Source organism: Streptomyces capitiformicae (assembly GCF_002214185.1).
Lineage (GTDB): Bacteria > Actinomycetota > Actinomycetes > Streptomycetales > Streptomycetaceae > Streptomyces > Streptomyces capitiformicae.
The window spans coordinates 9423847-9449785 of record NZ_CP022161.1; the positions used below are offsets into that span (position 1 = coordinate 9423847).

Annotated in this window: 26 protein-coding genes, 1 rRNA gene and 1 pseudogene; 19 read left to right on the forward strand and 9 right to left on the reverse strand. The window is 68.1% G+C overall.

The genetic code is table 11. The features are described from left to right. Positions 1-71: 71 nt before the first annotated feature. From CES90_RS42275 to CES90_RS42295, 5 genes are all read right to left on the reverse strand, one after another. Positions 72-1202 carry an FAD-dependent monooxygenase gene (locus tag CES90_RS42275; RefSeq protein WP_189788253.1) on the reverse strand — a complete coding sequence of 377 codons (1131 nt, stop codon included), beginning with the start codon at positions 1200-1202 and terminating at the stop codon, positions 72-74. Positions 1203-1297: 95 nt separating this feature from the next. Then, positions 1298-2224 carry a VOC family protein gene (locus tag CES90_RS42280; protein ID WP_189788252.1) on the reverse strand — a complete coding sequence of 309 codons (927 nt, stop codon included), beginning with the start codon at positions 2222-2224 and terminating at the stop codon, positions 1298-1300. Between the two features lie 165 nt (positions 2225-2389). Next, positions 2390-3343, reverse strand: a complete 954-nt coding sequence (locus CES90_RS42285) for a flavin reductase family protein (protein WP_189788251.1) — start codon at positions 3341-3343, stop codon at positions 2390-2392. Positions 3344-3350: 7 nt separating this feature from the next. Beyond that, on the reverse strand, positions 3351-4325 hold the full coding sequence (locus tag CES90_RS42290; protein WP_189788250.1) for a fumarylacetoacetate hydrolase family protein: 975 nt from the start codon (positions 4323-4325) through the stop codon (positions 3351-3353). 29 nt (positions 4326-4354) lie between these two features. Then, complete coding sequence (locus CES90_RS42295) at positions 4355-5371, reverse strand: LysR family transcriptional regulator (RefSeq protein WP_189788249.1); 1017 nt, start codon at positions 5369-5371, stop codon at positions 4355-4357. 184 nt (positions 5372-5555) lie between these two features. Here CES90_RS42295 and CES90_RS42300 point away from each other — a divergent pair, with 184 nt between their 5' ends. The 5 genes and pseudogenes from CES90_RS42300 to CES90_RS42320 form a co-directional block, all read left to right on the forward strand. Beyond that, positions 5556-6572, forward strand: a complete 1017-nt coding sequence (locus tag CES90_RS42300; protein ID WP_189788248.1) for a fumarylacetoacetate hydrolase family protein — start codon at positions 5556-5558, stop codon at positions 6570-6572. Continuing rightward, on the forward strand, positions 6569-7570 hold the full coding sequence (locus tag CES90_RS42305) for a C-terminal binding protein (RefSeq protein ID WP_189788247.1): 1002 nt from the start codon (positions 6569-6571) through the stop codon (positions 7568-7570). Before CES90_RS42300 ends, CES90_RS42305 begins: the two co-directional genes overlap by 4 nt. Continuing rightward, entirely contained in the window at positions 7567-8565 is a 999-nt protein-coding gene (locus CES90_RS42310; RefSeq protein WP_189788246.1) for a phosphotransferase family protein, read from the forward strand. Before CES90_RS42305 ends, CES90_RS42310 begins: the two co-directional genes overlap by 4 nt. After that, positions 8562-9860: a phosphopyruvate hydratase gene (gene eno / locus CES90_RS42315; RefSeq protein WP_189788245.1), complete on the forward strand. Its 1299-nt coding sequence runs from the start codon at positions 8562-8564 to the stop codon at positions 9858-9860. The genes CES90_RS42310 and eno overlap by 4 nt, the downstream gene beginning before the upstream one ends. 128 nt (positions 9861-9988) lie before the next feature. Further along, a pseudogene (locus CES90_RS42320) lies at positions 9989-10267 on the forward strand (cyclase family protein); the annotation flags it as partial. 2 nt (positions 10268-10269) lie between these two features. Here the strand turns inward: CES90_RS42320 and CES90_RS42325 are convergent. Then, positions 10270-11259, reverse strand: coding sequence for a DoxX family protein (locus CES90_RS42325; protein ID WP_189788244.1), 990 nt, complete (start codon positions 11257-11259; stop codon positions 10270-10272). A 173-nt stretch (positions 11260-11432) separates the two neighbouring features. Next, a complete protein-coding gene (locus tag CES90_RS42330) occupies positions 11433-12335 on the reverse strand; it encodes a LysR family transcriptional regulator (RefSeq protein WP_208921577.1) in 903 nt (300 codons plus the stop codon). A gap of 339 nt (positions 12336-12674) precedes the next feature. Here CES90_RS42330 and CES90_RS42335 point away from each other — a divergent pair, with 339 nt between their 5' ends. The 4 genes from CES90_RS42335 to CES90_RS51755 all read left to right on the forward strand — a co-directional run bounded on the left by CES90_RS42335 (position 12675) and on the right by CES90_RS51755 (position 15142). Next, positions 12675-13448, forward strand: coding sequence for a DODA-type extradiol aromatic ring-opening family dioxygenase (locus CES90_RS42335; RefSeq protein ID WP_268257079.1), 774 nt, complete (start codon positions 12675-12677; stop codon positions 13446-13448). Then, entirely contained in the window at positions 13445-13732 is a 288-nt protein-coding gene (locus CES90_RS42340; RefSeq protein ID WP_189788243.1) for a hypothetical protein, read from the forward strand. The genes CES90_RS42335 and CES90_RS42340 overlap by 4 nt, the downstream gene beginning before the upstream one ends. Positions 13733-13827: 95 nt before the next feature. Then, positions 13828-14865, forward strand: a complete 1038-nt coding sequence (locus CES90_RS42345) for a fumarylacetoacetate hydrolase family protein (RefSeq protein WP_189788242.1) — start codon at positions 13828-13830, stop codon at positions 14863-14865. A 79-nt stretch (positions 14866-14944) separates the two neighbouring features. After that, complete coding sequence (locus CES90_RS51755) at positions 14945-15142, forward strand: DUF6192 family protein (protein WP_332836439.1); 198 nt, start codon at positions 14945-14947, stop codon at positions 15140-15142. 326 nt (positions 15143-15468) lie between these two features. Here the strand turns inward: CES90_RS51755 and CES90_RS42355 are convergent, their stop codons facing one another. Beyond that, positions 15469-15780, reverse strand: a complete 312-nt coding sequence (locus CES90_RS42355; protein ID WP_444545342.1) for an MmyB family transcriptional regulator — start codon at positions 15778-15780, stop codon at positions 15469-15471. An 18-nt stretch (positions 15781-15798) separates the two neighbouring features. Beyond that, a complete protein-coding gene (locus CES90_RS52515) occupies positions 15799-15915 on the reverse strand; it encodes an MmyB family transcriptional regulator (RefSeq protein ID WP_444545341.1) in 117 nt (38 codons plus the stop codon). Positions 15916-15938: 23 nt separating this feature from the next. Here CES90_RS52515 and CES90_RS42360 point away from each other — a divergent pair, with 23 nt between their 5' ends. From CES90_RS42360 to ftsR, 10 genes are all read left to right on the forward strand, one after another. Continuing rightward, positions 15939-16739 carry a hypothetical protein gene (locus CES90_RS42360; RefSeq protein ID WP_189788241.1) on the forward strand — a complete coding sequence of 267 codons (801 nt, stop codon included), beginning with the start codon at positions 15939-15941 and terminating at the stop codon, positions 16737-16739. 660 nt (positions 16740-17399) lie between these two features. Then, on the forward strand, positions 17400-18023 hold the full coding sequence (locus CES90_RS42365) for a TetR/AcrR family transcriptional regulator (protein ID WP_189788240.1): 624 nt from the start codon (positions 17400-17402) through the stop codon (positions 18021-18023). 393 nt (positions 18024-18416) lie between these two features. Beyond that, positions 18417-18528, forward strand: a 5S ribosomal RNA gene (rrf, locus tag CES90_RS52520). Between the two features lie 109 nt (positions 18529-18637). Further along, a complete protein-coding gene (locus tag CES90_RS42375; protein ID WP_189788327.1) occupies positions 18638-19246 on the forward strand; it encodes a CDP-alcohol phosphatidyltransferase family protein in 609 nt (202 codons plus the stop codon). 116 nt (positions 19247-19362) lie between these two features. Further along, entirely contained in the window at positions 19363-21858 is a 2496-nt protein-coding gene (locus CES90_RS42380) for a mannose-1-phosphate guanyltransferase (RefSeq protein ID WP_189788328.1), read from the forward strand. A gap of 98 nt (positions 21859-21956) precedes the next feature. Continuing rightward, on the forward strand, positions 21957-22862 hold the full coding sequence (locus CES90_RS42385) for a DUF881 domain-containing protein (protein WP_189788329.1): 906 nt from the start codon (positions 21957-21959) through the stop codon (positions 22860-22862). Beyond that, the gene (locus CES90_RS42390; RefSeq protein ID WP_009343209.1) at positions 22859-23191 is read left to right on the forward strand and encodes a small basic family protein; all 333 of its coding nucleotides are present in this window, start codon (positions 22859-22861) and stop codon (positions 23189-23191) included. The genes CES90_RS42385 and CES90_RS42390 overlap by 4 nt, the downstream gene beginning before the upstream one ends. 5 nt (positions 23192-23196) lie before the next feature. Further along, positions 23197-24030: a DUF881 domain-containing protein gene (locus CES90_RS42395; protein WP_189788330.1), complete on the forward strand. Its 834-nt coding sequence runs from the start codon at positions 23197-23199 to the stop codon at positions 24028-24030. A gap of 61 nt (positions 24031-24091) precedes the next feature. After that, positions 24092-25063 carry an FHA domain-containing protein gene (locus CES90_RS42400; RefSeq protein WP_189788331.1) on the forward strand — a complete coding sequence of 324 codons (972 nt, stop codon included), beginning with the start codon at positions 24092-24094 and terminating at the stop codon, positions 25061-25063. Between the two features lie 42 nt (positions 25064-25105). After that, the gene (gene ftsR / locus CES90_RS42405) at positions 25106-25861 is read left to right on the forward strand and encodes a transcriptional regulator FtsR (protein WP_189788332.1); all 756 of its coding nucleotides are present in this window, start codon (positions 25106-25108) and stop codon (positions 25859-25861) included. The last annotated feature ends 78 nt before the right edge of the window (positions 25862-25939 follow it).

Genomic DNA, 25939 nt, shown 5'->3' on the forward strand with positions numbered 1-25939 from the left:
AACAAGGTCGTGCACCGCTCAGGCGCAAGGTCGATACGCGAATTCCCCCCGTACAGGCCGGTGACAGCTTCTCAGGCAGGTTCCGTCACCAGCGCGGCGATCTGAGCCTGCAAGGCGGGTACGTCGCCCGGGTCCCGGGCCAGTGTCCAGCGCACGATCTGCCGGGAGGCTTTCACGATGGCCCTGGTCCTGGGCAGTCGGCGCATCGTGAACGACTCCAGCACCTCGTCACTCACCCGGTCTCTGTTCACCAGTATGTCTGTCAGCACGTGCGCATCCTCCAGGGCCATGGCGGCTCCCTGAGCGAGGGTGGGCGGGCAGGCGTGGGCCGCGTCGCCTATGAGGAGCACGCGGCCCTGGTGCCAGGGCCCGTCGAGCAGGTGGGACTCGAACCAGGTGTAGTGGATGGCGGAAGGGTCGGTCAGTGTTTCCCTGATCTCGTCCCAAGGACCGTGATAGTGCTCGGCGAATCCGCGCACGATGGCGAGCTTTTCCTCCGGGGTCGTCCGCATGCGGTCCTGCGCGATCTCGGTGAAATAGGCGTACATGGCCCGGTCGTTGATCGGGCAGTAGCCGGAGATGTAAGAGGGTCCGCCGTAGTAGAGCTCGGTGTGGCTGACCGAAGCCGGGCGGGGCACGATGACTCGCCACGCGCCAAGGCTCTCCCCCTGGATGTCCGCGTCGATCCCCAGCGCCTGCCGCGTCGCGGAGCGGATCCCGTCGGCGCCGACCACCAGGTCATAACGTCCGGTCGAGCCGTCGGTGAACTCTACGGTCACTCCCGTGCTGTCCTGCGTGAGGTCGGCGAACGTCGTACCTGTGCGGACCTTCACTCCCATCGCCACCACGCGATCCATGAGGATGCGTGCCAGCGCGGGACGGTACATGCCGACGGTGGCGGGCAGGTCCGGCCCACCGGTCCGATCGACGTCGAGCTTGACGATGACGCCAGCCGCGGCACCGGCTGCGCGCAGGGCGAGCTGATTGTGCGAGTGCCCCCCGCGTTTCACGTCCTCCCATACTCCGAGCCGCCGCAGCACCCTCAGCGCGTTGCCCTGCAGGGTGATACCCGATCCCAGGGCGGTGATGTCGGGTTTGAGTTCGACGAGGTCGACGGCGACGCCCGCCTCGGCGAGCAGGATCGCGGCGGCGGTACCTGCTGTACCACCTCCCACAACAAGTACGGTGCTGACTGCGGGCATCGTCGTGCTCCCTCCGAGCCGATTCGTCGTCAAACGCGAGTGTTCGCGTTCGTGGTGCTGGGGCCCGAAGGTGAGTGCCCCCTCGGACCTCCTCGTCAGGACAGGTAGGGCTTGACCGTCTCGTTGGGCTGGAAGCGGAACTTGTGTCCCCACATCTCTGGCCGCTTGCCCTTGCGCAGATTGATGAAGTGCGGCGACCTGCGCTCCAGGTCGTCGATGGCCAGGCCGTCCCAGCCGTACTCGATGAAGAAGCCGGCCGGCGAGTGGATGTAGAAGGACACTGTCTGGTCCCCGATGTGGCGTCCGAGGTTCATCAGCAGGTCGGGGTTCTCGTCCCCGCCCAGGACGTCGTAGTAGGAGTAACCGACGTCGTCCAGGCTGCGGGATTCCAGGTAGACGTGGTGCAGGCCGAGCGAGTTGGGCACTTCGAGCAGAGCGACGCTGTGGTGGCGCGGGTTGGCCCGGAGGAACCACATCTGTCCCAGCGGCTCCTTGAGCGTGATGATGTCGCTGGTGAGGAAGCCCATGGCGTCGACGTAGAAGTCCACCGCCTTGCGGGCGTCGGGCACGGCGAAGACGACGTGGCCAAGGCCCTGGTCGCCGGTGACGAACCCGGCGTGCGGCCGGGGCGGGTCCCAGTCGCGGTAGCCGGAGTCCTGGTAGCAGTACAGCTCCAGGCGCTGGCCGAAGGGGTCTTCGAAGTGCACCAGCCGGTCCACGCCGCGTGCTTCGGTGGTCGCCTGGTCGGCGACTTCGGTCTTGACGCCGGCGTTCTCCAGCCGCTTCACGGCGGTGTCCAGGTCGCGGTGGTTCAGGACTTCCCAGCCCGCGTAAGCGAACCTGTGCTCCGTGCCGGGGTGCACGGAGATCCGGTAATCGGCATCGTCGATCTTGACGCGTACGGCGCCGTCCGCCCCGTCGGGACCGAGCATGCATCCGAGCACCTTCGGGGCCCAGGTGCGCCACTCCTCGTGGTCGGGGGATTCGACTCCCACGTAACCGAGTTTGGCGATCTCTCCCATCAGGGTTCTCCACTCCCCGCCTGACGGCGGTGTTGCGCAGGGAATTTGTGTTGACGCGACGTTAGAAGCAAGCGGTAACACCGCGGAAATAGTTGTCCTCTATTGCTGGCATGCGGGAATTCGAATAGATCGCTGCCCTCACCCGATTCCGGGCCCGTGGGGGCGTCACAAGTCGAGGACGATCCCGTCGTCTGCCGCACGCGAGACACAGGTGATGATCAAATTTCCCGCGTCGCGTTCCGACCTGCTGAGTACGGAATCGCGGTGGTCGATCCGTCCCTCGACAACCCGCACGGCGCATGCACCGCAGATTCCGGCGCCACAGGCGTACGGCACGTCGACGCCGGCGTCGAGCAGCGCGGTCAGGATGGGAGTGCCCGCCTCGACGTGGACCTGTTCGTGACGCCGTGCCAGCACGATGTCGCAGGGGCGACCGGCGCCCTCACGGAGTGCCGCCGCGTCGAAGCGCTGCCTGTTCACCTGTATGCGTGGAGTCTGCTGCGCGGCCTTCTCCACCGCGGCCACGAAGTGGTCCGGCCCGCAGACGTACACCGCGGTCCCAGCTGCGGCCGCACTGAGCGTCGCGTCGATATCCAGGCCATCGCTGACCGAGGCAGGCGGCCCCAGGGCGAGCACCTCTTTGCGCAGTGCCCCGTTGCCCGACCCACGGTCGACATGGATCAGGGACCACGGGTAGACGCGGGCCGTGCCGATCAAGCGAGCCATCGGCAGGAGCGGTGCGATCCCCGCACCCGAGGCCAGGAACAGATAGGCGCTTGCTCCTGCCAGCCGGAAGCGGTCGTACGGCCCACGTGCTCTCACCCGGTCTCCGGCGGCGAGGACGTCCCGCACGTACACGGAAGCCGAGGCGGCCGCGCCCCGCTCGTCCACGGGCGGCGGGCACCTGATCAACAGGCGCCAGTCGGCATCGGAAGGCTCTCCGGCCAGGGAGTACGAACGGATCAGCCGGTTGGGCAGCAGCAGGTCGATATGTGCTCCCGGCGGCCACTTGGGCAGCCTTCCGCCGTCCGGATCCGACAGCAGGACTTCCACGGTACGGGCGCCGGCTGGACGCTTCTTGCGTACGACGAGGTCGCGCACACGTCGCGTCTCACCCACGGCGTGGTCACACCTTCTCCGCCACGCAGGTGTTGCGCTGGCCGCCGAGCCCGGTGATCGCGGCCTCCAGTACATCGCCGGGGCGCAGCCAGCGCTTCCAGCGGCCTGCGTTGCCCGCGGGGCTGCCCGTGAGGACCAGGTCGCCCGGGTGGAGCGTCGTGGCCGCCGAGGCCTCGGCGATCAATGTAGGCACGTCGAAGAGGAGGTTGGCTGCGGTGTCCTGCTGTTTGCGCTCGCCGTTGAGGTCGAGCGTCAACTGCAACTGGCGGTGATCGGCGATGAGGTCGGCCGGTACGACGAACGGTCCGCACGGCAGGAAGGTCGGTCGGTTCTTGGACCGGAGCCAGTCGCCGCCCAGGGCACGGTGTTCGGCGGGGAACTGGAGGTCACGGGCGCTGATGTCGTTGCAGACGGTGTATCCGGCGACATGGTCCATGGCTTTCTCGGGCGGCACGCGCCGGGCGGTTCTGCCGATGACGACGGTCAGTTCGACTTCCCAGTCGACCTGGTGCGCCTCGTCCGGCAGGATGACGTCGTCGTCGGGGCCGCACAGGGCGGATGCCATACCGGTGAAGAAGAACGGGCTTCCGGTGCGGGCCCGCTCGTCCATCATCTCCTCTGCCGCGCGGCGCAGTTCGTCGTCGGAGCGCGGGTCGTCGGCGGCACGGCCGGAGACGATGATCTCGGCAACGTGGGATCGGTAGTTGGCGCCGGCCTGGATGATCTGACGCGGCTCGACAGGAGCGTGAACACGCACCTGCGCCAGCGGCTGCGCGGAGGCCTCACCAGCCGTCGCCGCTATCTCCGGCAGTCTGGGGCGAACGGCATCCCAATGCTCCAGAAGCGCTCTGACCGTCACCGGAGGGTCCACGAGTCCGAAACGGTCGAGACGTATCACCTGGTCCCCGACGATCAGACCGGCGTACCGGTCCTGACCGTTCGAGAAGGTGCCGAGGGCATGACCTTCCACCCAGCGCTTCACTGCGTTCTCCTTCGCATCCGCCGGTGACGCTAGTGACGATGCCGGGGCGGGCGGAAATAAACGCTGTGAATACGAGGTATCGCTGGACCTGTGCCGCGGCCGTCGCGTCTGGGCACGTCACAGGGTGCGACCGCCGTCTGTGCATGGGCGACGGCCAGCAGTTGTTCGCGCAGCCAGCGGTGCCCGGGGTCGGCGTCGCGCCTGGAGTGCCAGTAGGCGGACTGGCGCAGCGGCTGGAGGTCGATGTCGGTCTCAAGCAGGACGATGTCCGCCCCGTCCGCGACCCTGCGCCCGAGGCGTTCCGGGATGATCGCGATGAGTTCTGTCTCCGCGAGCATGAACGGCATGGCCGTGAAGGTGCTGGCGGTGGCCTCGGTCCGGCGCTGCACCGAGGCTGCGTCCAGATCTTCCTCCACCAGACTGTTGCCCCCGGGCGGCTGGTAGGCCAGGTAGGGGTGAGCCGCGAGGAGCTCAGCGGTGAGCCGTTTTTCGGCCCGGGGGTGTTCCTTCCAGACGGCGCCGACGAACCGGTCCTCGATCACGGGCATCCGGGAGCAGTCCGCGAGGTCGTCGTCGGCGACGAGCCGGTCGGGCAGGACGGCCAGGTCCATCTCGTCCCGCTGCAGTGCGGTGAGGTATCGCTCGCTGATCGGCCCGAGATCGAGTCGGAGGTGCGGTGCCAGGCTGGCAAGGGCACTCAGCAACGGTCTGATCAGCACGACGCCGATGTAGTCACTGGCTGTCATGGCGAACACCCGGCTGTCGCGGGCGGGATCAAAGCCAGGCGGCCTCACGATGGTCTGCTCGATCGTGGCCAGCACGCTGCGTACCGGCTCAATGAGCGTCTCGGCCCGCGGCGTCAGCTGCATGTGCCGCCCCTGTTTCACGAGCAGCGGGTCACCCAGCACCTTCCTGAGCCTGGCAAGAGCGGTGCTGGTGGCCGGCTGGGTCATGTGCAGCCTCTCCGCCGCCCGGGTCACGTTCTGCTCACGCAGCAGGGCGTCGAGGACGACGAGGAGGTTGAGGTCCACTTGGCCGAGCTTCATCGCTCATCACCTGCTCACTGGTACTGCGGCACGGGCCGCCACGGCTCACGACATGTAGCGCGCACCCGTGCCGTCCCTGGCGCAGATGTATACGCAGCGTTTATGCCAGCCAATCACACTGTGTATTTCCGCCCGTCTCGCGGCCTCCCTAGCATCAGCGCTCAGAGTCGCACAAGGAGGCGTGATGCGGTTTGCCCGCCACCGGACGCAGCGGGGCCCACGGCTCGCCGTCCTGGATGCCGAGGACCATCTGGTCGATCTACCCGCGCACAGTGAGCTGCCGGCCTTGCTCGCCGAGGACGGTCGCCTGGCTGACACGGCAGCCACCGCCCTGCGGACCAGGCTCCGGGTCACCCCCCTGACCACGGCCGACCTGATGGCCCCGCTGGATCCGCCCACCGTACGGGACTTCTCGATATTCCCCGAACACACCGCCGGCATCGTGAAAACCCTGGATCCGTCCGGGGGCACCCCCCCGGAGTTCTGGGAGATACCGACGTTCTACTTCTCCCACCCGTACGCGACGATCGGTCCGCACGACGACGTGCCTGTACCTCCCGGGGCGCAGCGGTTCGACTACGAGCTGGAGGCGGCGGCCGTCGTCGGAGCGGCCGGCAGTGACCTGAGCGTCGAAGAGGCCGCGTCGCACATCGCCGGTTTCGTGGTGCTGAACGACTTCTCGGCGCGGGACGTGCAGTTCCACGAAATGCGGATGCGGCTCGGTCCGGCCAAGGGCAAGGACACCGCCACGGCGCTCGGCGGCTTCTTCGTCACCGTCGACGTGCTGCGAGAGCGACGCTCGGGAGCGTCGTTCGACCTGACCATGGAGGTTCGCGTCAACGGCGAGCTCCTCGGCAGCGACCGACTGGACACCATGGCCTGGAGCTTCGAAGCCCTCGCCGCCTACGCCTCGCGGGGCACGTGGATCCGCCCGGGAGACCTGCTGGGGTCCGGCACCTGCCCAGGCGGATGCGGCCGAGACGACGAGCTGTCTCAGGCGGGTACGCATGGGGGGCCGCTGCCAGTCGAAGGCGAACGACAGGTCCTGGCGGAGATGTGGGGTCGGCACGGTGATGACTTCCACCGGCCCCTTCAGCCGGGTGACACCGTCACCACCAGCGTCGAGTTGCTCGGTGAAACCCGGAACCGCGTCGTCGCCGGCACCAAGCCCCGCGACCTTCAGCCCTGGAGCCGACCGTGAGCACGTTCAAGGTGCTCGTCACCGACCATGCCTGGCCGACGCTGGACGTCGAGACTGGCGTACTCGCCCCGGTGGACGCCGAACTGATCGTCGCCGAAACCGGTGAGAGCGCGGAACTGATCCGGCTGGCCAAGGACGCCGACGCGATCCTGACCTGCTTCGCGAAGGTGTCCCGGGAGGTCCTGGACGCCGCGCCGAACTGCCGCACGGTAGCCCGCTACGGCGTGGGCGTGGACAACATCGACGTCGGCCACGCGACACGGCTCGGCATGATCGTCAGCAACGTCCCGGACTACTGCTCCGAGGAAGTCGCGGACCACACCCTGCTGCTGCTCCTGGCCCTGTCCAGGCGTCTTCTCCCCCTGGCACGGCAGATCAGCGGCGGCGAATGGGACGGGAGCGCCGTACCGGCTCCGACGCGGCTGCGGGGCAAGGTTCTCGGCCTGGTCGGCCTGGGCACCATAGGGCGGGCCCTGATCCCCCGCGCGCAGGCACTCGGCATGGACGTGGTGGCCCTGCGGCGGCGGTCAGGCGGGGTCCCCGATGGCGTGCGCAACGCCTCCTCACTGGAGGAGCTGTTGCGTGAGGCTGACGTGGTCTCGCTGCACTGTCCGCTTACCGAGGACACGCGGGGCCTGATCGGTGCCGCCGAACTCGCCGCGATGAAGCCGACGGCCGTCCTGCTGAACACCGCGCGGGGACCGCTGGTGGACACCCAGGCGCTGGTTTCGGCCCTGGGCCGTGGCGGCATCGCCGGTGCCGGCCTCGATGTCACCGATCCCGAACCACTGCCCATGGACCATCCGCTGCGCCGCCGCGACAACGTGGTGGTCACCCCGCACGTCGCCTTCTCGTCCGACGGCTCCCTGGCCGAGCTGGCGAGGAAGGCGGCCACCAACGCGGCCGATGTGCTGCTCGGGCGCACACCCGCGACCGTCGTCAACCCCGCGGTCCTGGACAGTCCCACACTGCGCACGGCCCTGGAGAACCGTTCATGACCGTCCAGAGCACCAGCGCCGAACAAGCGATGGCACTCACCGAACACCTCGTGCGTCGCGGTCTCGCCGCTGCGGACTCCGCCCTGACCATCCGGCCGCTGACGGGCGGCGTCTCCAACGACGTCTTCGCCGCCACCGGTCCTGGCCTCGATGTCGTGGTCAAACGTGCCCTGAGTCAGCTGCGCGTGGCCCAGTCGTGGACCGCCGACACGGCGCGTCTGGACACCGAGGGCCGCGCACTGCGCCTGGCCGGTCGTCTCACCCCGACGTCGGTGCCGCAGGTGCACGATCTGAGCGACGGGTATCTGGTGATCGAGCGTGCGCCCCACAGCTGGCACACCTGGCGGGACGACCTCTTCGCCGGCGCCGTAAGCCTGTCAGTCGCCGAACGACTGGGCCGTGTGCTCGGCACCTGGCAGCGTACGACCGCCCAGGATCCGCTCTTGGTAGCCGAATTCGCGGACCTGACGGTGTTCAGGCAACTGCGCGTAGATCCCTTCCATCAAGCCGTCCGCGAGCGTCATCGAGACCTGGCCGAGCCGATCGACGAGACCGTCGCCGTCATGGCTGACGCGCGAACTTGCCTGGTGCATGGCGACTACACGCCCAAGAACGTGCTCGCTGACCCCGCCGGGGGCGGCGTGTGGGTGATCGACTGGGAGGTCGCACACGTCGGTGACCCGACCTTCGACCCCGCCTGGGCCATCGGCCACCTGCTGCTCAAGACGCTCAACGAGCCTCGTTACGCAGCGTCGTACGCCGAGGCGGCACAGATCTTCCTCCGCACCCTGCTCACCGAGACTCACGCGGTGGTCTCCCTCGACCCCGCCCAGCTCGTTCGGCAGACCGCCTGTGTCGTTCTCGCTCGGGTCGACGGCAAGAGTCCCGCCGCTTACCTCGACGCGGAGACGCGTGACCGCGCCCGCGCACTTGGCCGCGACCTCCTGCACCACCCGCCTGCACTCGTCACCGATGCCTGGGAGTACCTGAAGTGAACGACACCCTCATCACCTGCTTGTTCGCCTGGGAGGCACTCGACTCCCGCGGCAAGCCCACTGTCGGATGCGAAGTCGCCCTGGCGGGCGGCGGCCGAGGCACAACGACGGTGCCCTCGGGTGCCTCCACCGGCCGGCATGAGGCCAGGGAACTCCGTGACGGCGACGCCCGCTACGGCGGCAACGGCGTCAGCCGCGCCGTGGCGAACGTGACCGGCGAGATCGCCGACGCCGTACGCGGTCTGGACGCCACCGACCAACGGCAACTCGACACCACCCTGCGCACCCTGGACGGAACCGCCGACCTCGGGCGTCTGGGCTCCAACGCGGTTCTGGCCGTGTCCGTGGCGGCGGCACGTGCAGCCGCCGATGCCCGGCGCGTCTCGCTGTACGAGGCCATCGCCGAACCCGGCACCACTCCCCTGCTCCCGCTGCCGATGATCAACATCATTTCGGGTGGCGCGCATGCGGGGCGTGCTCTCGACGTGCAAGATTTCCTCGCCGTGCCCCTGGGAGCGACTGCCTTCGCGCAGGCCATCTCCTGGGCTTCCCGCGTGCGAGCCGGCACTGCGGACATCCTGGCCGAACGGGGCCTTCCCGTTGCCCTCGTCGCCGACGAGGGGGGCCTGGGTCCCGTCCTGCCCAGCAACCGTACGGCGCTGGACATGCTTGTCCAGGGCATCGAACGGGCTGGACTACGTCCCGGCGACGACGTCGGCATCGCCATCGACATCGCGGCCACCCAGTTCCAGCAAGAGGACGGCTCCTACCGGCTCGCCGCGGAGGATCGCGAGCTGACCTCGGCCGCGCTGGTGGAAGAGCTGGCCGACTGGTGTGCCGGTTACCCGATCGTCTCCTTGGAGGACGCCCTGGCCGAGGACGACTGGGACGGGTGGTCACTGGCGAGCAGGCGGCTCGCGGGACGGCAACTGCTGGGGGACGACCTCTTCGTCACCGACCTGGACCGACTCGGCCGCGGCATCAACCAGGGGGTCGCGAACGCCGTGCTGGTCAAGCCGAACCAGACCGGCACGCTGGACGCCGCCCGCACCGTCGTCCGCAGCGCACACGCCGCCGGTTATGGGACCGTGCTGTCCGCCCGGTCCGGTGAGACCGAGGACGACTGGCTCGCGGACCTGGCCGTCGGCTGGCGAACCGGCCAGATCAAGGTCGGCTCGACCACCCGCTCCGAGCGCACCGCCAAGTGGAACCGTCTGCTGCGCATCGAGGCCGAGTTGGGCTCCCGCGCTGAATACGCCGGAGCGCAGGCTCTCGCTTTCGCCAAGCACTCATGACACCGGGCTCTCTGAGCCCTTTTCCTCCACCGCTTCCGTCACGGAACAGGCTGCCCAGCGGCCCCGGACGCCGGTCTTCGCGCCTCGAGCATGTCCGAGAGGCCAGCAGCCGCCAAGGAGCACCACACATGACCGTCCAGATCGACCGATCGAACCCCGAAGCCGCGATGGCCGCGGCCACCTCACGCTTCTCCAACTGGGGCCGCTGGGGCGAGGACGACGTCCTGGGCACTCTGAACATCCTCGACGAGGCCGAACGCCGCCAGGGAGCCGCCCTCATCCGGCGAGGCGTCAGTTTCTCGCTCTCACAGTCCTTCGACATGAACGGGCCGCGGAAGGGCTGACGCCGACGGACCAATCCGGTGCACACCATGCTGGACACCGGCACGGACGCCACTCTCGGCCATCACTAGGGTGCGGTGTTCTTCCCCGTCACGGCGCGGGAAGAGGGTCCGGCTTCGCGCTCGGTGGTGCCGGTGGCGTGCGCTGAGGATCGCTGGTGGAACAGGAGCCCCACGAAGGCGGAGAGGAAGCCACTGATCAGGGCGGTGATGGCGTGGTTGGCGGTGTTCTGGTCGGGGGCTGCGGGCATTCCGATGAGCAGGTGGTTGATCAGGGCGCTCATGACGGCTCCTGCGACGCCGCCGGTGAGTGCAGCCTTCACCGCGGCGGGCAGCGGGCTCGTCCGTGCGGTGTCCGGCGCTGTACGAGCGGTGCGCTTCTGGTGGACGAACAGGGCGGCGAAGCCGGCCAGCAGTCCAGCGACCAGTCCGGTGAAAGCGTGGTGGAGGGTGTTGCGGCCCTCCCCCGACGGCATCCCGATGAGGGACCCGTTCACCACCACGGCCAGGACAGTGCACACCACCGCGCAGGCCAGAGCGTAGGCGGCGGCCACCTGTGTGGGGGTGAGCCGGCCCGTCTGCCCGGGGTGGGGCTCCAGGCCGAGGAGGCGGTCGAGAGACAGCGGGCCGGGGCCGGTCGACAGCACCACGAAGAGCAGGGCGACGAGCAGGATGTGGAACTCGTAACCGGCGCCCAGGGCCTCGCGCCCGTCGTGCGGGGTCAGGAAGCCGGTGGTGCGCGCGACCATGGCTATGGCCAGCCCGATGTGGAAGGTCATCACCACAGCCACGGCGCGCGAGAGCAGGCCCACGACGAGGGCCAGGCCGGCGAGCGGTTCACCCACGACGACCAGCCAGCCCAGTACCTCGGGAGCGGCGATGCCCAGGTAGTTCCGCAGCAGTCCCTGGAATCCCTGGGGATCTGCGAGCTTTTCCAGGCCGTGGCCAAGGATGATCGTTCCGGCGGCCAGGCGGGCGACGAGGGAGGCTGCGGAGCCCGACGAGCGTAGCTCGGGCAGGCCCAGCTCGATGGGGAGGGTGAAACGGGCGTGCGGCACTGCGCGCCTCCAGAGAGGAAGAAAGGTGGAAAGGGAGGGGAAGCCCGGTCAACACCTCAACGGGTCAGCTGCTCGGTTCGGGGCTTGTCCCGACTGTGGACGACGAACCGTGTGGTGGGAACTGCCTGATGCATCGCAAGTTGTGATGTGCGTATCGGCGGCACGGATGCGCTTCATGCCGGGTGGCCGGCGACGGCCTCCGCGTCGGCGAAGAGCTGGCGCAGCCATTGGTGCCCCGCGTCGGCGGTGTGCGAGGGGTGCCACCACAGGGCCAGCAGCAGGGGGGCCAGCTGAACGGGGCACGGCAGGACTCGCAGGGTGGTGTTCGCGGTGAGGCGGCGTTGGATGAGCGCGATCCGGTTGGTGCCGATCAGGAACGAGGGCAGTGCGGCATAGCTCTCGATGACGATCTGGGGTCGCGGTTCGACGCCGTGGATGCGCAGTTCCCGCATGGCGGTGGTCAGGGCGGTGCGACGGCGGAACGAGAACACCCACGGCAGCTCGTTGAGATCTTCCACCGTCAGTTCCTCACCCACGGCCGTGTTGTCCTGGGCGGTGACACAGACCCACTCATCGCGCAGAAGGTCCTGGTAGGGCACGTCGGTCAGCAGGCTGTGCGGCAGCACAACGGCGTCCAGGGAGCGCAACGACTCCGGTGCCCGGTCCATGACGTCCGGGGCCAGCTGCTGCAGGTGCAGCTGTGCTCTCGGGGCACGTTCGTTCAGCAGCCGGGAGAGGGACTGGCCCAGTACGGTGGCGGTGTAGTCGGAGACGGCCACGGTGAATGCTCGCTCGGAGGTGGCCGGGTCGAAGTCCGCCTGGAGGGAGAAGACCCGGTCCGCCATCGCCGCCGCACCCGCCGCGTACTCCAGCAACTGCTGGGCCAGGGCGGTGAGCTGGTAGCTGTTGCCGACCCGGGTGAGCAGCTCGTCGTCGTAGTGGCGGCGCAGTTTGCTCAGGGCTCCGCTGACGGCTGGCTGGCTGAGGCCGAGCCGCTCGGCAGCGCGCGTCACACTGCGCTCCTCCAGCAGGGCTTGTAGGGCCCTGAGCAGGTTGAAGTCCATGTTCCGGGTCACGACGGACACCGTACTTCACTATCGGCACCACCGATATCGGGCATAGGAAATATCGCATTCCCTTATCAGTTGAAGGATGCCTAGCCTAGCGCCGTGGCCCCCCGCCGCAGGACCCCCGGCCACGTCCTCGCCTCCGCCTGCTCTCTGGGTAACCGGCCTGGCCCAGGCCGCCGAAGAGCACCGAAGGGCACCCATCCCCCTGTTTCCGGAAGGCTTCTATGGCCCGGCTCGTCGAAGTGATGTGCGTCCCGCACGACCCCCACGATCCCCGCGACCCGCAACCCGCAACCCGCAACCCGCAACCGCCGGGAGACTCTCCACGAGGGAGAGATACGCACCCTGGACGCCTTCGCCCTGCTGCGCGAACGCCTGGCCGCCGCGCGCCCGGACGTCATCGTCATGGTCGCGGGCGACCACCTGAACCAGTGGTTCATGGACAACATGCCGCAGTTCCTGATCGGCAAGGCACAGCGCGCCACCGGGCCCTTCCCTCACGAACGGGATGCCTTCGGCCTGGAGGACTACGACGTCGAGATCGAGGGCGCCCTGGCCAGGCATCTGCTGAACAAGGGCGTCGAGGGCCATTTCGACCTGTCCTACTCCAACGAGTTCACCATCGACCACGGCTTCGTGGTGCCCTTGTCGCTGCTTCGCCCCGAACAGGACACCCCCGTCATCCCCCTGTTCACCAATGTCATGGTCCCGCCCATCCCGCCCGGCCGACGCTTCCACGAACTCGGCCTGGCTGTACGGGAGTTGATCGAGACCTTCGACGCGGACACCCGGGTCGCAGTGGTCACCAGCGGCCACATGACCAACAGCATCGGCAGCCCCACCATGCTCAGCTTCGCCCAGCAGCCTCTGACCGACTGGGACAAGAGCACCTGGCACCGGCTGCACCACGGGGACATCGACGAACTCGTCGCCGAGTCCACGTTCGAGCACCTCTACAGCTTCGGCAACGGCACGCCCGGCTTCCTCGACTACATCTTCGCCCTCGGCATGGTCGGTGAACGCCGCCCCGACTGGTCGGAGCTGACCTACGGCCCCACCCAGCTGCCGACCGGATTCCTGGAGTGGAACGAGCAGACCCTCAACGGAGGCGCCCGGTGAACCGGTACGCGGTCAACAAGGTCCTTTTCGATGTCTACCGCGACGCCGGGAACACAGACGCCTTCACCACCGGCCCGGAAGACTTCCTGGCCTCCTACGGGCTGACGCCTCAGGAGGCAGCTGCCCTGGTAGGCCGGGACCTGCGGTGGCTGGTCGCCGAGGGCGCTCACCCCTTCCTGGTGTTCAACTTCGCCCTGAGCCTCGCCGGCGGCTTCAGCCTGCCCTTCTGCTTGGCCTACGTGAAGGAGCTCGAAGGACTCGAAGTCGGCGACATCACCACCTGACGATCCCACGCACCACACCGCGCCGCGCCTGCGCGTGGGCCCTGGCACCGCACGCGCCCTCCCCTCACGGCCCGCAGGAAGAAAGAGGAACAACCATGGTTCAGACTCCCGCCGACATCAACCCCGCCACGGGACTACGCGAGGACACGTTCGGAATCGCCACCCTCGCCCAGGACACCCGTGTCTTCCCCGCCCTGGTCCTGCCGGACGCCCGCGTCATCGACGTGTCGGCCCACTTCACCGACACCCACGCGATCTTCGACGACTGGGAGCGCAACTTCGACCGGCTGTTCTCTCTCAGCGACACCGCCGACCCTCAGCTCCACCTGGACGGCCTGCGGATCCTGCCGCCCCTGGCGCACCCCAACCTGCTGTGCGCGGGCGCCAACAACAGGACCCACTCCGCCCAGATGCTGACGAAGAACGAGTTCAACCAGCACAACCGGCTGGACGGTGAAAGCGACGAGGACTTCTTCCAACGCAACTACACCTTCATGGAGAAGCGGGCCGAGGAGGGCGTCCCCTTCCTGTGGGCCGGCCTGCACTCCTCCCTCACCGGTGCCGACGACCCCGTCCTGCTGCCCCCGCTCGGCAACCAGCCCGACTGGGAACTGGAGATCGCCGGCGTCATCGGCAGGACCGCGCGCTACGCCACCGTCGAGGAGGCCAAGAGTCTGATCGCCGGGTACACCATGGTCAACGACCTCGGCACCGTCGACCTCTTCCGCCGCACCGACATCCCCTGGGGCTACGACTGGATCGCCAAGCACCAGCCCACCTTCAAGCCCGCCGGCCCCTTCGTCGTACCCGCCGCCTTCGTGCACATCGACGACACCGTGCGCATCACCCTGAGCGTCAACGGTGAAGTGATGCAGGACTGGCCCGTCAGCGACTGGATCTTCGACATGGCCACCCTCGTCGCCTACGCCTCCGAACGCGTCCGGCTGCTCCCCGGAGACCTCCTCCTGGCCGGCTCCCCGCCCGGCAACGGCATGCACCACGGCGGCCTCTTCCTCAAGGACGGCGACGTCATCAACAGCTCCATCACCTACCTCGGACGCCAGCGCAACACCTGCGTCACCGAAGACATCGGCGACCGCACCCCGGCAATCGGCCACTGGCCCGCGCCGTAAGAAGGAAGCAGGGCTTGCTCCCGCTCTGACAACCATCGCACGCTGGCGAACGTCGCGGCCGAGGACGAGCGGTTCGACACTGGCGCACCCACCACGGGACGAGGCAACCGGCCGCCGTCGGTGGACTCCGGATGCGGCCAAGCGACGGGTCGGGCATCAAGTGGCCAAGCCGGTGTCCACCCAGGAGAAGGTCAACGCCATCCACACCCTGGCCCGTGATGAGGAGGTGGCGGGTTGGGCCCGCTGTTGCGTCCGCACCGCCGCCGTCGCGGCCTGACACCCCGATTCGCGGAATTCTCGGCAGAGTCCTTCAGGCGGGGAGGGAATCCGATCTCGGAACTGCTCTGACCCGCAGGGCTGCCTCAAAACCCGTACCCACTACGACGAAGCGACCGCCTGGTCGCACCACGCCCCACCCCATGCCGCTTGACACCAAACGACATGGGGTGTCTGACCAGTCCTCCGACACCGGCGCTCGGCAGGGGCTGCCCTGCCTGGCCCGTCGATGTCGCCCTTGTGCAGGGAGCGGCGGGCGTCGCTGGTGACCGGCCGCGGCCGGAGCTGTGTTTCTGCCGCGGCGTCGGCGAACCCGGCGTGGCGGCTTCAGCCACGGGTCAGGTCCTGGACGCCGACCACGCGCAGCAGCGCCAGCCGCTCGTAGGACTCGCTGCCCGGGCGGGCGGTGTGGACGACCAGCCGCCGGTCGCGCTCCGGGATCATCAGTACCTCGCAGTCCAGCTCCAGCGGGCCGACGACCGGATGCAGGAAGCGCTTGACGTCGGCGCGGCGTACGGCGACGTCGTGGGTGTCCCACAGCGCCGAGAACTCCTCTCTCCGGGCGCGGAGCCGGCGTACGAGCCCCGCCAGCCGCGCGTCGTCCGGGCGGCGGGCGAGCGTGGCACGCAGATCCGCCACCGCCGCGCGGCCGCACGGTCACGGTCCTCGGCCGGGAACAGCTTCCCGCGCGGAGGGGTCCGTGAAGTAGCGCCAGACGACGTTGTGTTCCTCCTCGGGGCGGCCGGACGCGTCACCGTACAGCGCCTTGGCCATCGCGTTCGCGGCATTGCAGGCAGTTGACCGTCGGGCGCCAGCTGCTCGACCCGCACACCGGCCAAGGGAGTGTCCCGGCACGCCGCCGCGAGCGTGGGCCGGCTGAGGTCCTGCTCGACCCGGCCGATCTCGTCACGCAGGCGGGCAGCGGCGGCAAGCACGGTGATCGCGGCGAACAGCACGACGACGAGTACGACCCGCCACCACGCCAGCCGGTTCATGGCCTGCCACAACTCGCCGGTGAAGAACAGGAAGAGCGTGACGAAGAGCAACGCGGGCAGCGCCCGGCCCAGCAGGTGCACGCTGTTGCGCAGGTCGAAGACCGAGTGGCGGACCGCCCGACGCAGCAGTGTGCCGAGACCGTAGGTGGTGGCCAGAAGTGTGGCGACGAACGCGGCGGCGAAGAAGATCACGAAACCCAGCAGCCCGACCACGTTGCCGCCCGGCGGTGTGACGGCTCCGTCGACGGCGAGCTGCAACAGAGGTACGGCGACGGGCATCGTGGCGTACGCGGCGAGGAACGCGATGGCGGCTCTGCGCGAGAAACGGGGAAGCCGCCGGACGAGAACGGTACTTGTGCCCCACGCGGCCAGCGTCATCACGGCGACGCCACCGAGGAGGATCCACCCGTGCGAGCCCGCGGATCTGAGCGGGACGAGCCAGGCCAGGCTGGCCAGCGCCACGAAGGCCAGCGACGGCAGCATGCGGGGGAGCACGTGATCGACGAAGCCGTATCCCTCGATCATCGTGGGTGCACCCCGCCGGACAAGCCAGCCTTCAGTTCGGCGTATCACCGCCTGCGGCACCGTGAACGGCATGACTGACCGGCCCTTTGCTCAGCATGGATGAACGGTCCGAACATCAACTCGACCGCACCTTATGCCAAGACTCGTGACCAACTGGGAGAGGCACCGGTTCGAGTCAGCGACGACGGGTACCTCGCGCTGCGCGAAGCCGGCTTGGCTCATGTGGCGGCGTCGGCCTGGCGGGATGCCATCCAGGCGAGCGGACGCATGGCGGAGCCGCTCCTCGGCCGCGCGGAAAGCAGCCGTCCCCCGGTCGGTCTGCAGACCGACCGGGCCGACGCAGCCTCACGGTGCCGTACCGGCCTGTCATCGCGTCCTCGCGCCGCAGACCGCGGGTGTCGAGGGTCCTCCAGGGGAGGCATTCACACCGAACGTGCGCCCCGGGCATCCGCGCCCGCGGCGCACGTTCGCGTCAGGCCCAGCAGCCGTTCACGGTCGCGGCGAGGCCGTCCATCGCGTCCCTGATAGCGCTGCTTTGGCTGTGGAGCCGTTCTCCACGGGCGAGCTCAGGCGGTGCTCGTAGCCCTTCTCCGTGAGCAGATCGCGGCCGAGGCCGGCCACCTCGTTGCCGCGAGCACGGCAGAGACCGACCCCCGCGACCTCAGCCGCAGAAGGAGTGCCGGAAACGTGACCTGATCGAACGATTCATTCACTGGACTAAGTCGCTATGATGTCTGCATGGCTCACGTATCCGCGGCAGAGCGCCGTCCTCAGCTGATCAAGGCCGCCATCGACCTCATGACGAGGGAGGGCGTGGCCGCCGGAAGCACCCGCGCCATCGCGGCCGAGCTGGGCGTGGCCCAGGCAACGGTGCACTACACCTTCGGCACCAAGGAAGATCTGTACCGGGCCGTCATGGAGCAGCTCACCCATGATCTGATCGCACAGGTCGAACGGGCGGCGCCCGCGGACGCCGGCTTCGAGGAGACGGTCGCGACACTCGCCGCCGCCCTGTGGCAGACCGTGCGCGAGCAGCCCACCGCCCACCAGCTGCTCACCGAACTGTCCATGTTCGCGCTCCGGACACCACGGCTGCAGGAGGCCCTCGAGGGCCACTACGGCGAGGTGACGGCCGTGACGGCGAAGCTGGTGACCGAGGCGGCCGAGCGCACCGGTCACCAGCTCGCCCAGCCGGCGGAGACCCTCGCCCGGTTCTTCCTGGCCGGCTTCGACGGCCTCTCGGCGCAGCATCTCTCACTGCCCGACGAGGAAGCCGAGCTCACCTGTCTGCAGGCCCTGGTCTCCGCCGTCGTCGCTCTCGCCGGAGGCCGAATGGAACTCGTGCCCCTGCCGAAGAGCTGACAGCAGGGCGGAACGGGCCGGCCTCGCCCTTGTCGCCGTTACCCGGCGATGAGCCGCGGACGTCGGCCGGCCGGAAGGTGCCCGATCCGCGGTGAAGGGCCGGTCGTAGACCTCCGGTCCGGCGCGTCATCTCTTCGCCGGAGCAGCGTCTGCGCCCCGTGGCCAAGGCAACCGGTCCTCAACGCACAGGCAGCCGCTGCCCCTGACATCGGACAGGGGCAGCGGCTGTTCCGCGAGGTCGGGACGGTGTCTTCAGGCCGTCGGCACGCGTCCGGGCTGCGGTTCGTCGGCGGCCTCGCCACTGGCCACCGTCATCCTCAGCAGGGGCAGCGAGGCGAGGAAGGTGCCGATCGCCAGGACGGGACTCAGTACGCCGGCCCCGGCACCGTCGAGAATGGCGCCGACGGCCAACGGTCCGACACACATTCCGAACCCGGAAGCTAAGCCTTACAGCGCCGATGGTACTGCAGGGGGGACCCTGTGGGAGAGTAGGACACCGCCGAACTCCTTTTAGAGCTCTGGCTCTTGGGTGCGACGCCCAAGAGCCAGAGCTTTTTTGCGTTGAGGTAAGGTCAGGGAGCATCGTTGGCTCATTTCGCACAGGAGGCCCCCGGGTGGAGGTCCAGGAGACACGGGTTCAGACGGACCGGGTCCTCACCATCCCGAACATCCTCAGCATGGCGCGGCTCGTTGGCGTGCCCGTCTTCCTGTGGCTGATTCTCTGGCCCGAGTTCGGCGGCCCGAAGGCCGACGGCTGGGCGCTCCTTGTGCTCGCCCTGAGCGGCGTCAGTGACTATCTGGACGGCAAGCTGGCCCGGCGCTGGAACCAGATCAGCAGCCTTGGCCGGCTCCTCGATCCCGCAGCCGACAGGCTCTACATTCTGTCGACTTTGGTGGGTCTCACGTGGCGCGAGATTCTGCCACTTTGGTTGACCGCTGTACTGCTCTTGCGAGAGCTGGTTCTGCTGGTGATGGTGGGCATCCTCAGGCGACACGGCTATCCGCCGCCGCAGGTGAACTTCCTTGGGAAGGCGGCTACCTTCAACCTGATGTATGCCTTCCCGTTGCTGTTGCTCAGTGACGGAAGTGGATGGATCTCGTCACTCGCTGCTATTTTCGGATGGGCGTTCGCTGGATGGGGTACAACGCTGTACTGGTGGGCAGGAATCCTCTACGTGGTTCAGGTCCGCCGACTTGTCAGGGCGGACGCCATGGCCGATTGAGCCCGCCTGATTGGGCGGCTGTTAGTGGCTCGATGGCCCGCGTCGGAAAAGTGCGGGACAATCTGGACGGGTGAAGTCGGCTAGACCGTCGTCTCTTCAAGGAGGACGCTTCCGACATGAAGGCCGTCGTGATGGCCGGAGGCGAGGGCACACGCCTTCGCCCCATGACCTCGAGCATGCCCAAGCCGCTCCTGCCCGTGGCGAACCGCCCGATCATGGAGCACGTGCTGAGGCTGCTCAAAAGGCATGGGCTCAATGAGACCGTCGTAACTGTCCAGTTCCTGGCGTCACTCGTCAAGAACTACTTCGGGGACGGCGAGGAGCTCGGGATGGAGCTCACCTATGCCAATGAGGAGAAGCCACTCGGTACTGCTGGGAGCGTCAAGAACGCCGAGGAAGCGCTGAAGGACGACGCTTTCCTCGTCATCTCCGGTGATGCCCTGACCGACTTCGACCTCACCGAGCTCATCAATTTCCACAAGGAAAAGGGTGCGCTGGTCACTGTATGCCTGACGCGTGTGCCGAATCCGCTGGAATTCGGCATCACTATCGTGGACGAAGAGGGAAGAGTCGAGCGGTTCCTGGAGAAGCCGACCTGGGGGCAGGTCTTCTCGGACACCGTGAACACGGGCATCTATGTGATGGAGCCCGAAGTCTTCGACTACGTCGAGGCCGACGTTCCCGTCGACTGGTCCGGCGATGTCTTCCCGCAGCTCATGAAGGAGGGTAAGCCGGTCTACGGCTTTGTCGCCGAGGGCTACTGGGAGGACGTCGGTACGCACGAGAGTTATGTGAAGGCGCAGGCCGATGTCCTGGAGGGCAAGGTCGACGTCGAGCTCGACGGGTTCGAACTCTCGCCGGGCGTCTGGATCGCCGAGGGCGCCGAAGTGCATCCCGACGCGGTGCTGCGCGGGCCTCTGTACATCGGCGACTACGCCAAGGTCGAGGCCGGTGTCGAAATCCGTGAGCACACCGTCGTGGGCTCGAATGTGGTCGTGAAGAGCGGGGCTTTTCTGCACAAGGCCGTTGTTCACGACAATGTCTACATCGGCCAGCACAGCAATCTCCGTGGCTGTGTGGTCGGAAAGAACACCGACATCATGCGGGCCGCGCGGATCGAGGACGGCGCGGTGATCGGTGACGAGTGCCTCGTCGGAGAAGAATCGATCATCCAGGGGAACGTACGCGTCTATCCCTTCAAGACGATCGAGGCCGGTGCTTTCGTCAACACGTCGGTGATCTGGGAGTCCCGTGGGCAGGCGCATCTGTTCGGTGCCCGTGGGGTGTCCGGGATCCTCAATGTCGAGATCACCCCAGAGCTGGCCGTGCGGCTGGCCGGGGCGTACGCGACAACGCTCAAGAAGGGCTCCACGGTCACCACCGCCCGCGACCACTCCCGAGGCGCGCGTGCGCTGAAGCGGGCGGTTATCTCGGCGCTCCAGGCCAGCGCCATCGACGTACGGGATCTCGAGAACGTACCGCTGCCGGTGGCTCGGCAGCAGACCGCGCGGGGCAGTGCCGGCGGGATCATGATCCGGACCACGCCCGGGGTTCCGGACTCTGTCGACATCATGTTTTTCGATGGGCAGGGGGCGGATCTCTCGCAGGCCAGTCAGCGGAAGCTGGACCGGGTGTTCGCGCGGCAGGAGTACCGGCGCGCGTTCCCGGGGGAGATCGGGGATCTGCACTTCCCGGCCAGTGTCTTCGATTCGTACACCGGCTCGTTGTTGCGGAATGTCGACACGACAGGAATCGCTGAGTCGGGGCTCAAGGTCGTCGTGGACGCGTCCAACGGCAGTGCCGGGCTTGTGCTGCCGAGTCTGCTCGGGAAGCTGGGCGTCGATTCGTTGACGATCAACCCCGGCCTTGATGAGTCGAGGCCGACGGAGACGGCCGATATGCGGCGGTCGGGGCTGGTGCGGCTGGGCGAGATCGTGGCGTCGTCGCGGGCCGCGTTCGGTGTGCGGTTCGACCCCGTCGGTGAACGGCTGTCGCTCGTCGACGAGAAGGGGCGCATCGTCGAGGACGACCGGGCCCTGCTGGTCATGCTCGATCTGGTGGCTGCCGAGCGGAGGAGCGGGCGGGTGGCGCTGCCGGTGACCACTACGCGTATCGCCGAGCAGGTCGCGGCCTATCACGGCACGCAGGTCGAGTGGACGACCACCTCGCCGGACGACCTGACGCGGGTCGGTCGGGACGAGACGACGATCTTCGGCGGGGACGGGCGCGGTGGGTTCATCGTGCCGGAGTTCAGCAGCGTCTTCGACGGTACTGCGGCCTTTGTGCGGCTTATCGGGCTCGTGGCGAGGACGCAGCTCACGCTCAGCCAGATCGACGCGCGGATTCCGCGGGCGCATGTCCTGAAGCGGGATCTTGCGACTCCGTGGGCCGTCAAGGGGCTCGTGATGCGGCGGGTCGTGGAGGCGGCTGGGGATCGTTTTGTCGACACGACCGATGGGGTGCGGGTCGTGGAGACCGATGGGCGGTGGGTGATGGTTCTGCCGGATCCGGCCGAGGCCGTCACACATCTGTGGGCGGAAGGGCCTGACGACGCCTCGGCGCAGGCCCTGCTCGACGAGTGGTCGGCGGTCGTGGACAGCGCCGGACGCTGAATCGTCCCTCACGCGTGCGTGCCGGACAAGTGCCCCCAACGGGGCCTGTCCGGCACGCGGCTGGGGCCATTCGGTGGTAGTGGCCGCGACGTGCGACGATGTGCGGCATGCCGCAGCAGCCCCCCGTTCGGAGCACACCCACGCGCCCGTCGCGTCCGGACGCCTCCATGTCGCTGCTCACCAACGTCATGGACCACAGCCTCGACGACGGATACGCCGAGGCCGCCGCTCGCAAGAAGGCCGCAGGCGTGGAAGGCATGCCGAAAACGGTGCGGGCGAAGCTGGGGCTCGCGGCCGGCCTGGTGCTCGCCGCCCTCGTGGTGACGGTGGGCGCGGCACAGGCGCGTGTCAGCGCTCCTGTGGTCGCCAAGGAGCGCGAGGAACTCGTCGATCGCATTCAGCAGGAGACCGCGGCCGCCGACGAGCTCGAGGACACCGTCGACGGACTCCGCGACGACGTGAGCGCACGGCAGCGGGAGGCCCTCAAGGACAACGGCGGGAGTGACCAGAGCGAGCTGGTGGGCATCCTGGCGGGCGCCGTCGAAGTGCACGGCCCAGGCGTGAAGCTCGTCGTCAACGACTCCAAGGACGCCAGCCAGGGCGGTGACGGCGATCCGCGTGAGACGTCCGGATTCTCGGACACCGGGCGGGTGCGTGACCGGGACATGCAGCGGGTCGTCAACGGGCTGTGGCAGTCGGGCGCCGAGGCGGTTTCGATCAACGGGCAGCGCCTCACCGCGCTGTCGGCGATCAGGGCCGCGGGCGACGCGATACTGGTCGACAACAAGCCGCTGGCGCCGCCCTACACGGTCCTCGCGGTGGGGGACGGGCAGCGGCTGAGTACCAGGTTCCAGAACAGCCCCGACGGGCTGTACCTTCACGCCCTCCAAGAGAACTTCGGAATCCGGACAAGCATCTCCGTCGAGAGCGACATCACGGTGCCGGCCGCGCCGAGCGTGATCGTACGAACAGCAGAACCGAGCACAGAGAAGGGCACATCGTGATCGCCGTACTGGGCCTCGTCCTCGGAGTCGTGGCCGGACTGTTGGTCCGGCCCGAGGTACCGGCGGTGGTCGAGCCGTATCTCCCCATCGCCGTCGTGGCGGCGCTCGACGCCGTCTTCGGCGGTCTGCGCGCGATGCTGGACGGCATCTTCGACGACAAGGTCTTTGTGGTGTCGTTCCTGTCGAACGTCGTCGTGGCCGCCCTGATCGTGTTCCTGGGTGACAAGTTGGGCGTCGGAGCACAGCTGTCCACTGGTGTCGTGGTCGTCCTCGGTATCCGTATCTTCTCCAACGCCGCGGCGATCCGTCGGCACGTGTTCCGGGCGTGAGGCCGATGAGCGAGAAGGACGACACCCCGACGACTCGGCTGCGCAGGGAACTTCCCCAAGAGGTGCCTCCGGTGGCCGCCGAGGAGCCCGGCGAGGCGGTGCGGGAGGAAGAGAGCAAGCCCACCGGACGGCAGCGGTTGGCTCAAGGGCTGTGGCCGCCGCGCTTCACGCGCGCCCAACTCATCGTGGCCCTCCTGCTGTTCGGCCTCGGCTTCGGCCTGGCCGTCCAGGTCGCCTCCAACAACGACGACAGCGCCCTGCGCGGGGCACGTCAGGAAGATCTCGTACGCATCCTCGATGAACTGGATGACCGTACTCAGCGTCTGGAGGAGGAGAAGCAGGGTCTCGAAGACCAGCGCACCGAGTTGGAGAACAGCTCGGACCAGGCCGAGGAGGCACGCAAGCAGACGGTCGAGAAGGAACGGCAACTCGGCATTCTGGCGGGCACGGTGGCCGCGCAGGGGCCCGGCATCACATTGACGATCAACGACACGAAGGGGACGGTCGAGGCGGACATGTTGCTCGACGCGATCCAGGAGCTGCGCGCGGCCGGCGCGGAGGCGATCCAGGTGAACGGCGTACGCGTCGTCGCCAACACTTACCTGACCGATTCCGGCGACGGAATCAGTGTCGACGGGAACAAGATCACCCAGCCCTTTCGTTTCAAGGTCATCGGCAACCCGCAGGACCTCGAGCCCGCACTGAACATCCCCGGAGGCGTGGTGCAGACACTGGAGAAGGAGCAGGCCACCGTGGCCGTGGAGCGGGCGGACAAGATCGTCGTGGACGCCTTGCGGGCCGCGAAGCAGCCTGACTACGCTCGGTCGTCCTCCCAGTGAACCGCAGGTGCATAGGGGCCGTCCGGCGAGGGCATGAGGTTGCGGGGGGTCGGCGCACCGAATGGGTGGTGCGTGGTGGAAACTGTCTGGTGGAAACGGACGTTGTGAGGATGTCCGGGTCGGCCGGTGTGTTCAGTCAGGGTTCGTCCTGCCCCACGGGCGGGTCTGTTTCGGTCAAGGGGAATCGCCCGTGAAGTTGTTTGCGAAGTTGTTCGGCAAGAGCGCGCGAGAGGGCAGCGACAACGCGACCTCCCGCCACCGCGCGCAGCCATCGGAAGCGGAAGGGCAGGGCGGTGACCGCCCACTGTTCCGCGACCAGGTCGCTGGTCCGGGTGGTGACATTTCCGGAGGTCAGGGCGCGCCGTCTGTTGACCCTGCCCAGTCCGGCCGCATAGGTTTCGGGGAACCGTCAACCTCAAGTACGGGTGGAGGGTTTGCCTCTGACCCGTACACGTCCAATGCCCCGGCGGGGCAGCCGCGGCAGGAGGATCCGTCGATGTCGGCCCTGGTATGTACGAGGTGCGGTAACCGCAACGCGGAGAACAGCCGCTTCTGCTCGAACTGCGGTGCTCCGCTGCGGGCCGGCGCGGCCGCCGAGCGTCCGTCCGAGACGACCTCCACGATCTCCATCTCCGGCCTCGAGGCCTACGACTCCGAGGTCACCGGTCAGACCCAGCTGCCCGCGCTCTCCCCCGAGGCCCAGGCCGCCGTCGACGCGCTGCCGCTCGGCTCGGCACTCCTCGTCGTGCGCCGCGGTCCGAACGCGGGCAGTCGCTTCCTGCTGGACGGCGATCTGACCACGGCCGGCCGCCACCCGCAGAGCGACATCTTCCTCGACGACGTGACCGTGTCGCGTCGCCACGTGGAGTTCCGCCGCGGTCAGGACGGCTCGTTCACGGTCGCCGACGTAGGCAGCCTGAACGGCACCTACGTCAACCGTGAGCGGATCGACCAGGTCGCCCTGCACAACGGTGACGAGGTGCAGATCGGCAAGTACCGGCTGGTCTTCTACGCGAGCCAGCGGGGCTACTGACCCTCACCCGGGCTCCGTCCGGGGGGACTCCAGGGAAGGTCCATGCTTCGAACAACGAGCGGTGGTGCCGACCACGGCACCGCCGCCGCGGACAGTGGCCTGATGAGCATCGGTACGGTGCTGAACGTGCTGCGTGAGGAGTTTCCCGAAGTCACGATCTCCAAGATCCGGTTCCTGGAGTCGGAGGGGCTCATCGAGCCGCAGCGAACCCCCTCGGGGTATCGGAAGTTCAGCGCCGAGGATGTCGAGCGCCTCGGACACGTCCTCAGGATGCAGCGGGACCACTATCTGCCGCTGAAGGTGATCCGTGAGCACCTGGAGGCTCTGGAGCGCGGTGAGGACGTGCGTCTGCCTGCGGTGGGGCGCCAGCGCGACGTCGGTGACGGAGAGTGTCTGAGTGCACTCTTCGGGGAGCCGGAGGAGCCCGCGGCCGCCAGGATCGGGCGTACCGAGCTGCTGGCCGGCGCCGGGATCGACGAGGAGCAGCTGGCCGAGTGGGAATCGTACGGGCTCGTGGCCGCCTTGCCGGACGGGTCGTACGACGCCGAGACCCTCACCATCGCCACGCTTGTGGTGGAACTGGGGCGGTTCGGAATCGAGCCGAGGCATCTGAGGGTGATGAGAGCCGCAGCCGACCGTGAGGCAGGCCTCGTGGACCAGGTCGTGGCCCCGCTGCGCCGCCACCGCAATCCGCAGACCAGGGCGCATGCGGAGGATCGTACGAGGGAGCTGGCTGGGCTCACGGTCAAGCTGCACGCCGCGCTCGTGCGGAGCGCGCTGGGTGTGCGACTCCGCTGAGGCGGGGTGTTCGCCTGTGGCGGATCGGTCGGCCGATCTGTGCCCGACTACCCAAACATCCCGAGCACGGCCTAGGGT

Bases quoted from the DNA above. Each gene is read 5' to 3' on its own strand.
- CES90_RS42275 (WP_189788253.1), bottom strand. From the start codon at position 1,202: ATGCCCGCAGTCAGCACCGTACTTGTTGTGGGAGGTGGTACAGCAGGT.
- CES90_RS42280 (WP_189788252.1), bottom strand. From the start codon at position 2,224: ATGGGAGAGATCGCCAAACTCGGTTACGTGGGAGTCGAATCCCCCGAC.
- CES90_RS42295 (WP_189788249.1), bottom strand. From the start codon at position 5,371: ATGAAGCTCGGCCAAGTGGACCTCAACCTCCTCGTCGTCCTCGACGCC.
- CES90_RS42300 (WP_189788248.1), top strand. From the start codon at position 5,556: ATGCGGTTTGCCCGCCACCGGACGCAGCGGGGCCCACGGCTCGCCGTC.
- CES90_RS42310 (WP_189788246.1), top strand. From the start codon at position 7,567: ATGACCGTCCAGAGCACCAGCGCCGAACAAGCGATGGCACTCACCGAA.
- CES90_RS42345 (WP_189788242.1), top strand. From the start codon at position 13,828: ATGGTTCAGACTCCCGCCGACATCAACCCCGCCACGGGACTACGCGAG.
- CES90_RS52515 (WP_444545341.1), bottom strand. From the start codon at position 15,915: ATGGCCAAGGCGCTGTACGGTGACGCGTCCGGCCGCCCCGAGGAGGAA.
- CES90_RS42365 (WP_189788240.1), top strand. From the start codon at position 17,400: ATGGCTCACGTATCCGCGGCAGAGCGCCGTCCTCAGCTGATCAAGGCC.
- CES90_RS42380 (WP_189788328.1), top strand. From the start codon at position 19,363: ATGAAGGCCGTCGTGATGGCCGGAGGCGAGGGCACACGCCTTCGCCCC.
- CES90_RS42385 (WP_189788329.1), top strand. From the start codon at position 21,957: ATGTGCGGCATGCCGCAGCAGCCCCCCGTTCGGAGCACACCCACGCGC.
- CES90_RS42395 (WP_189788330.1), top strand. From the start codon at position 23,197: ATGAGCGAGAAGGACGACACCCCGACGACTCGGCTGCGCAGGGAACTT.
- CES90_RS42400 (WP_189788331.1), top strand. From the start codon at position 24,092: ATGGGTGGTGCGTGGTGGAAACTGTCTGGTGGAAACGGACGTTGTGAG.
- ftsR (WP_189788332.1), top strand. From the start codon at position 25,106: ATGCTTCGAACAACGAGCGGTGGTGCCGACCACGGCACCGCCGCCGCG.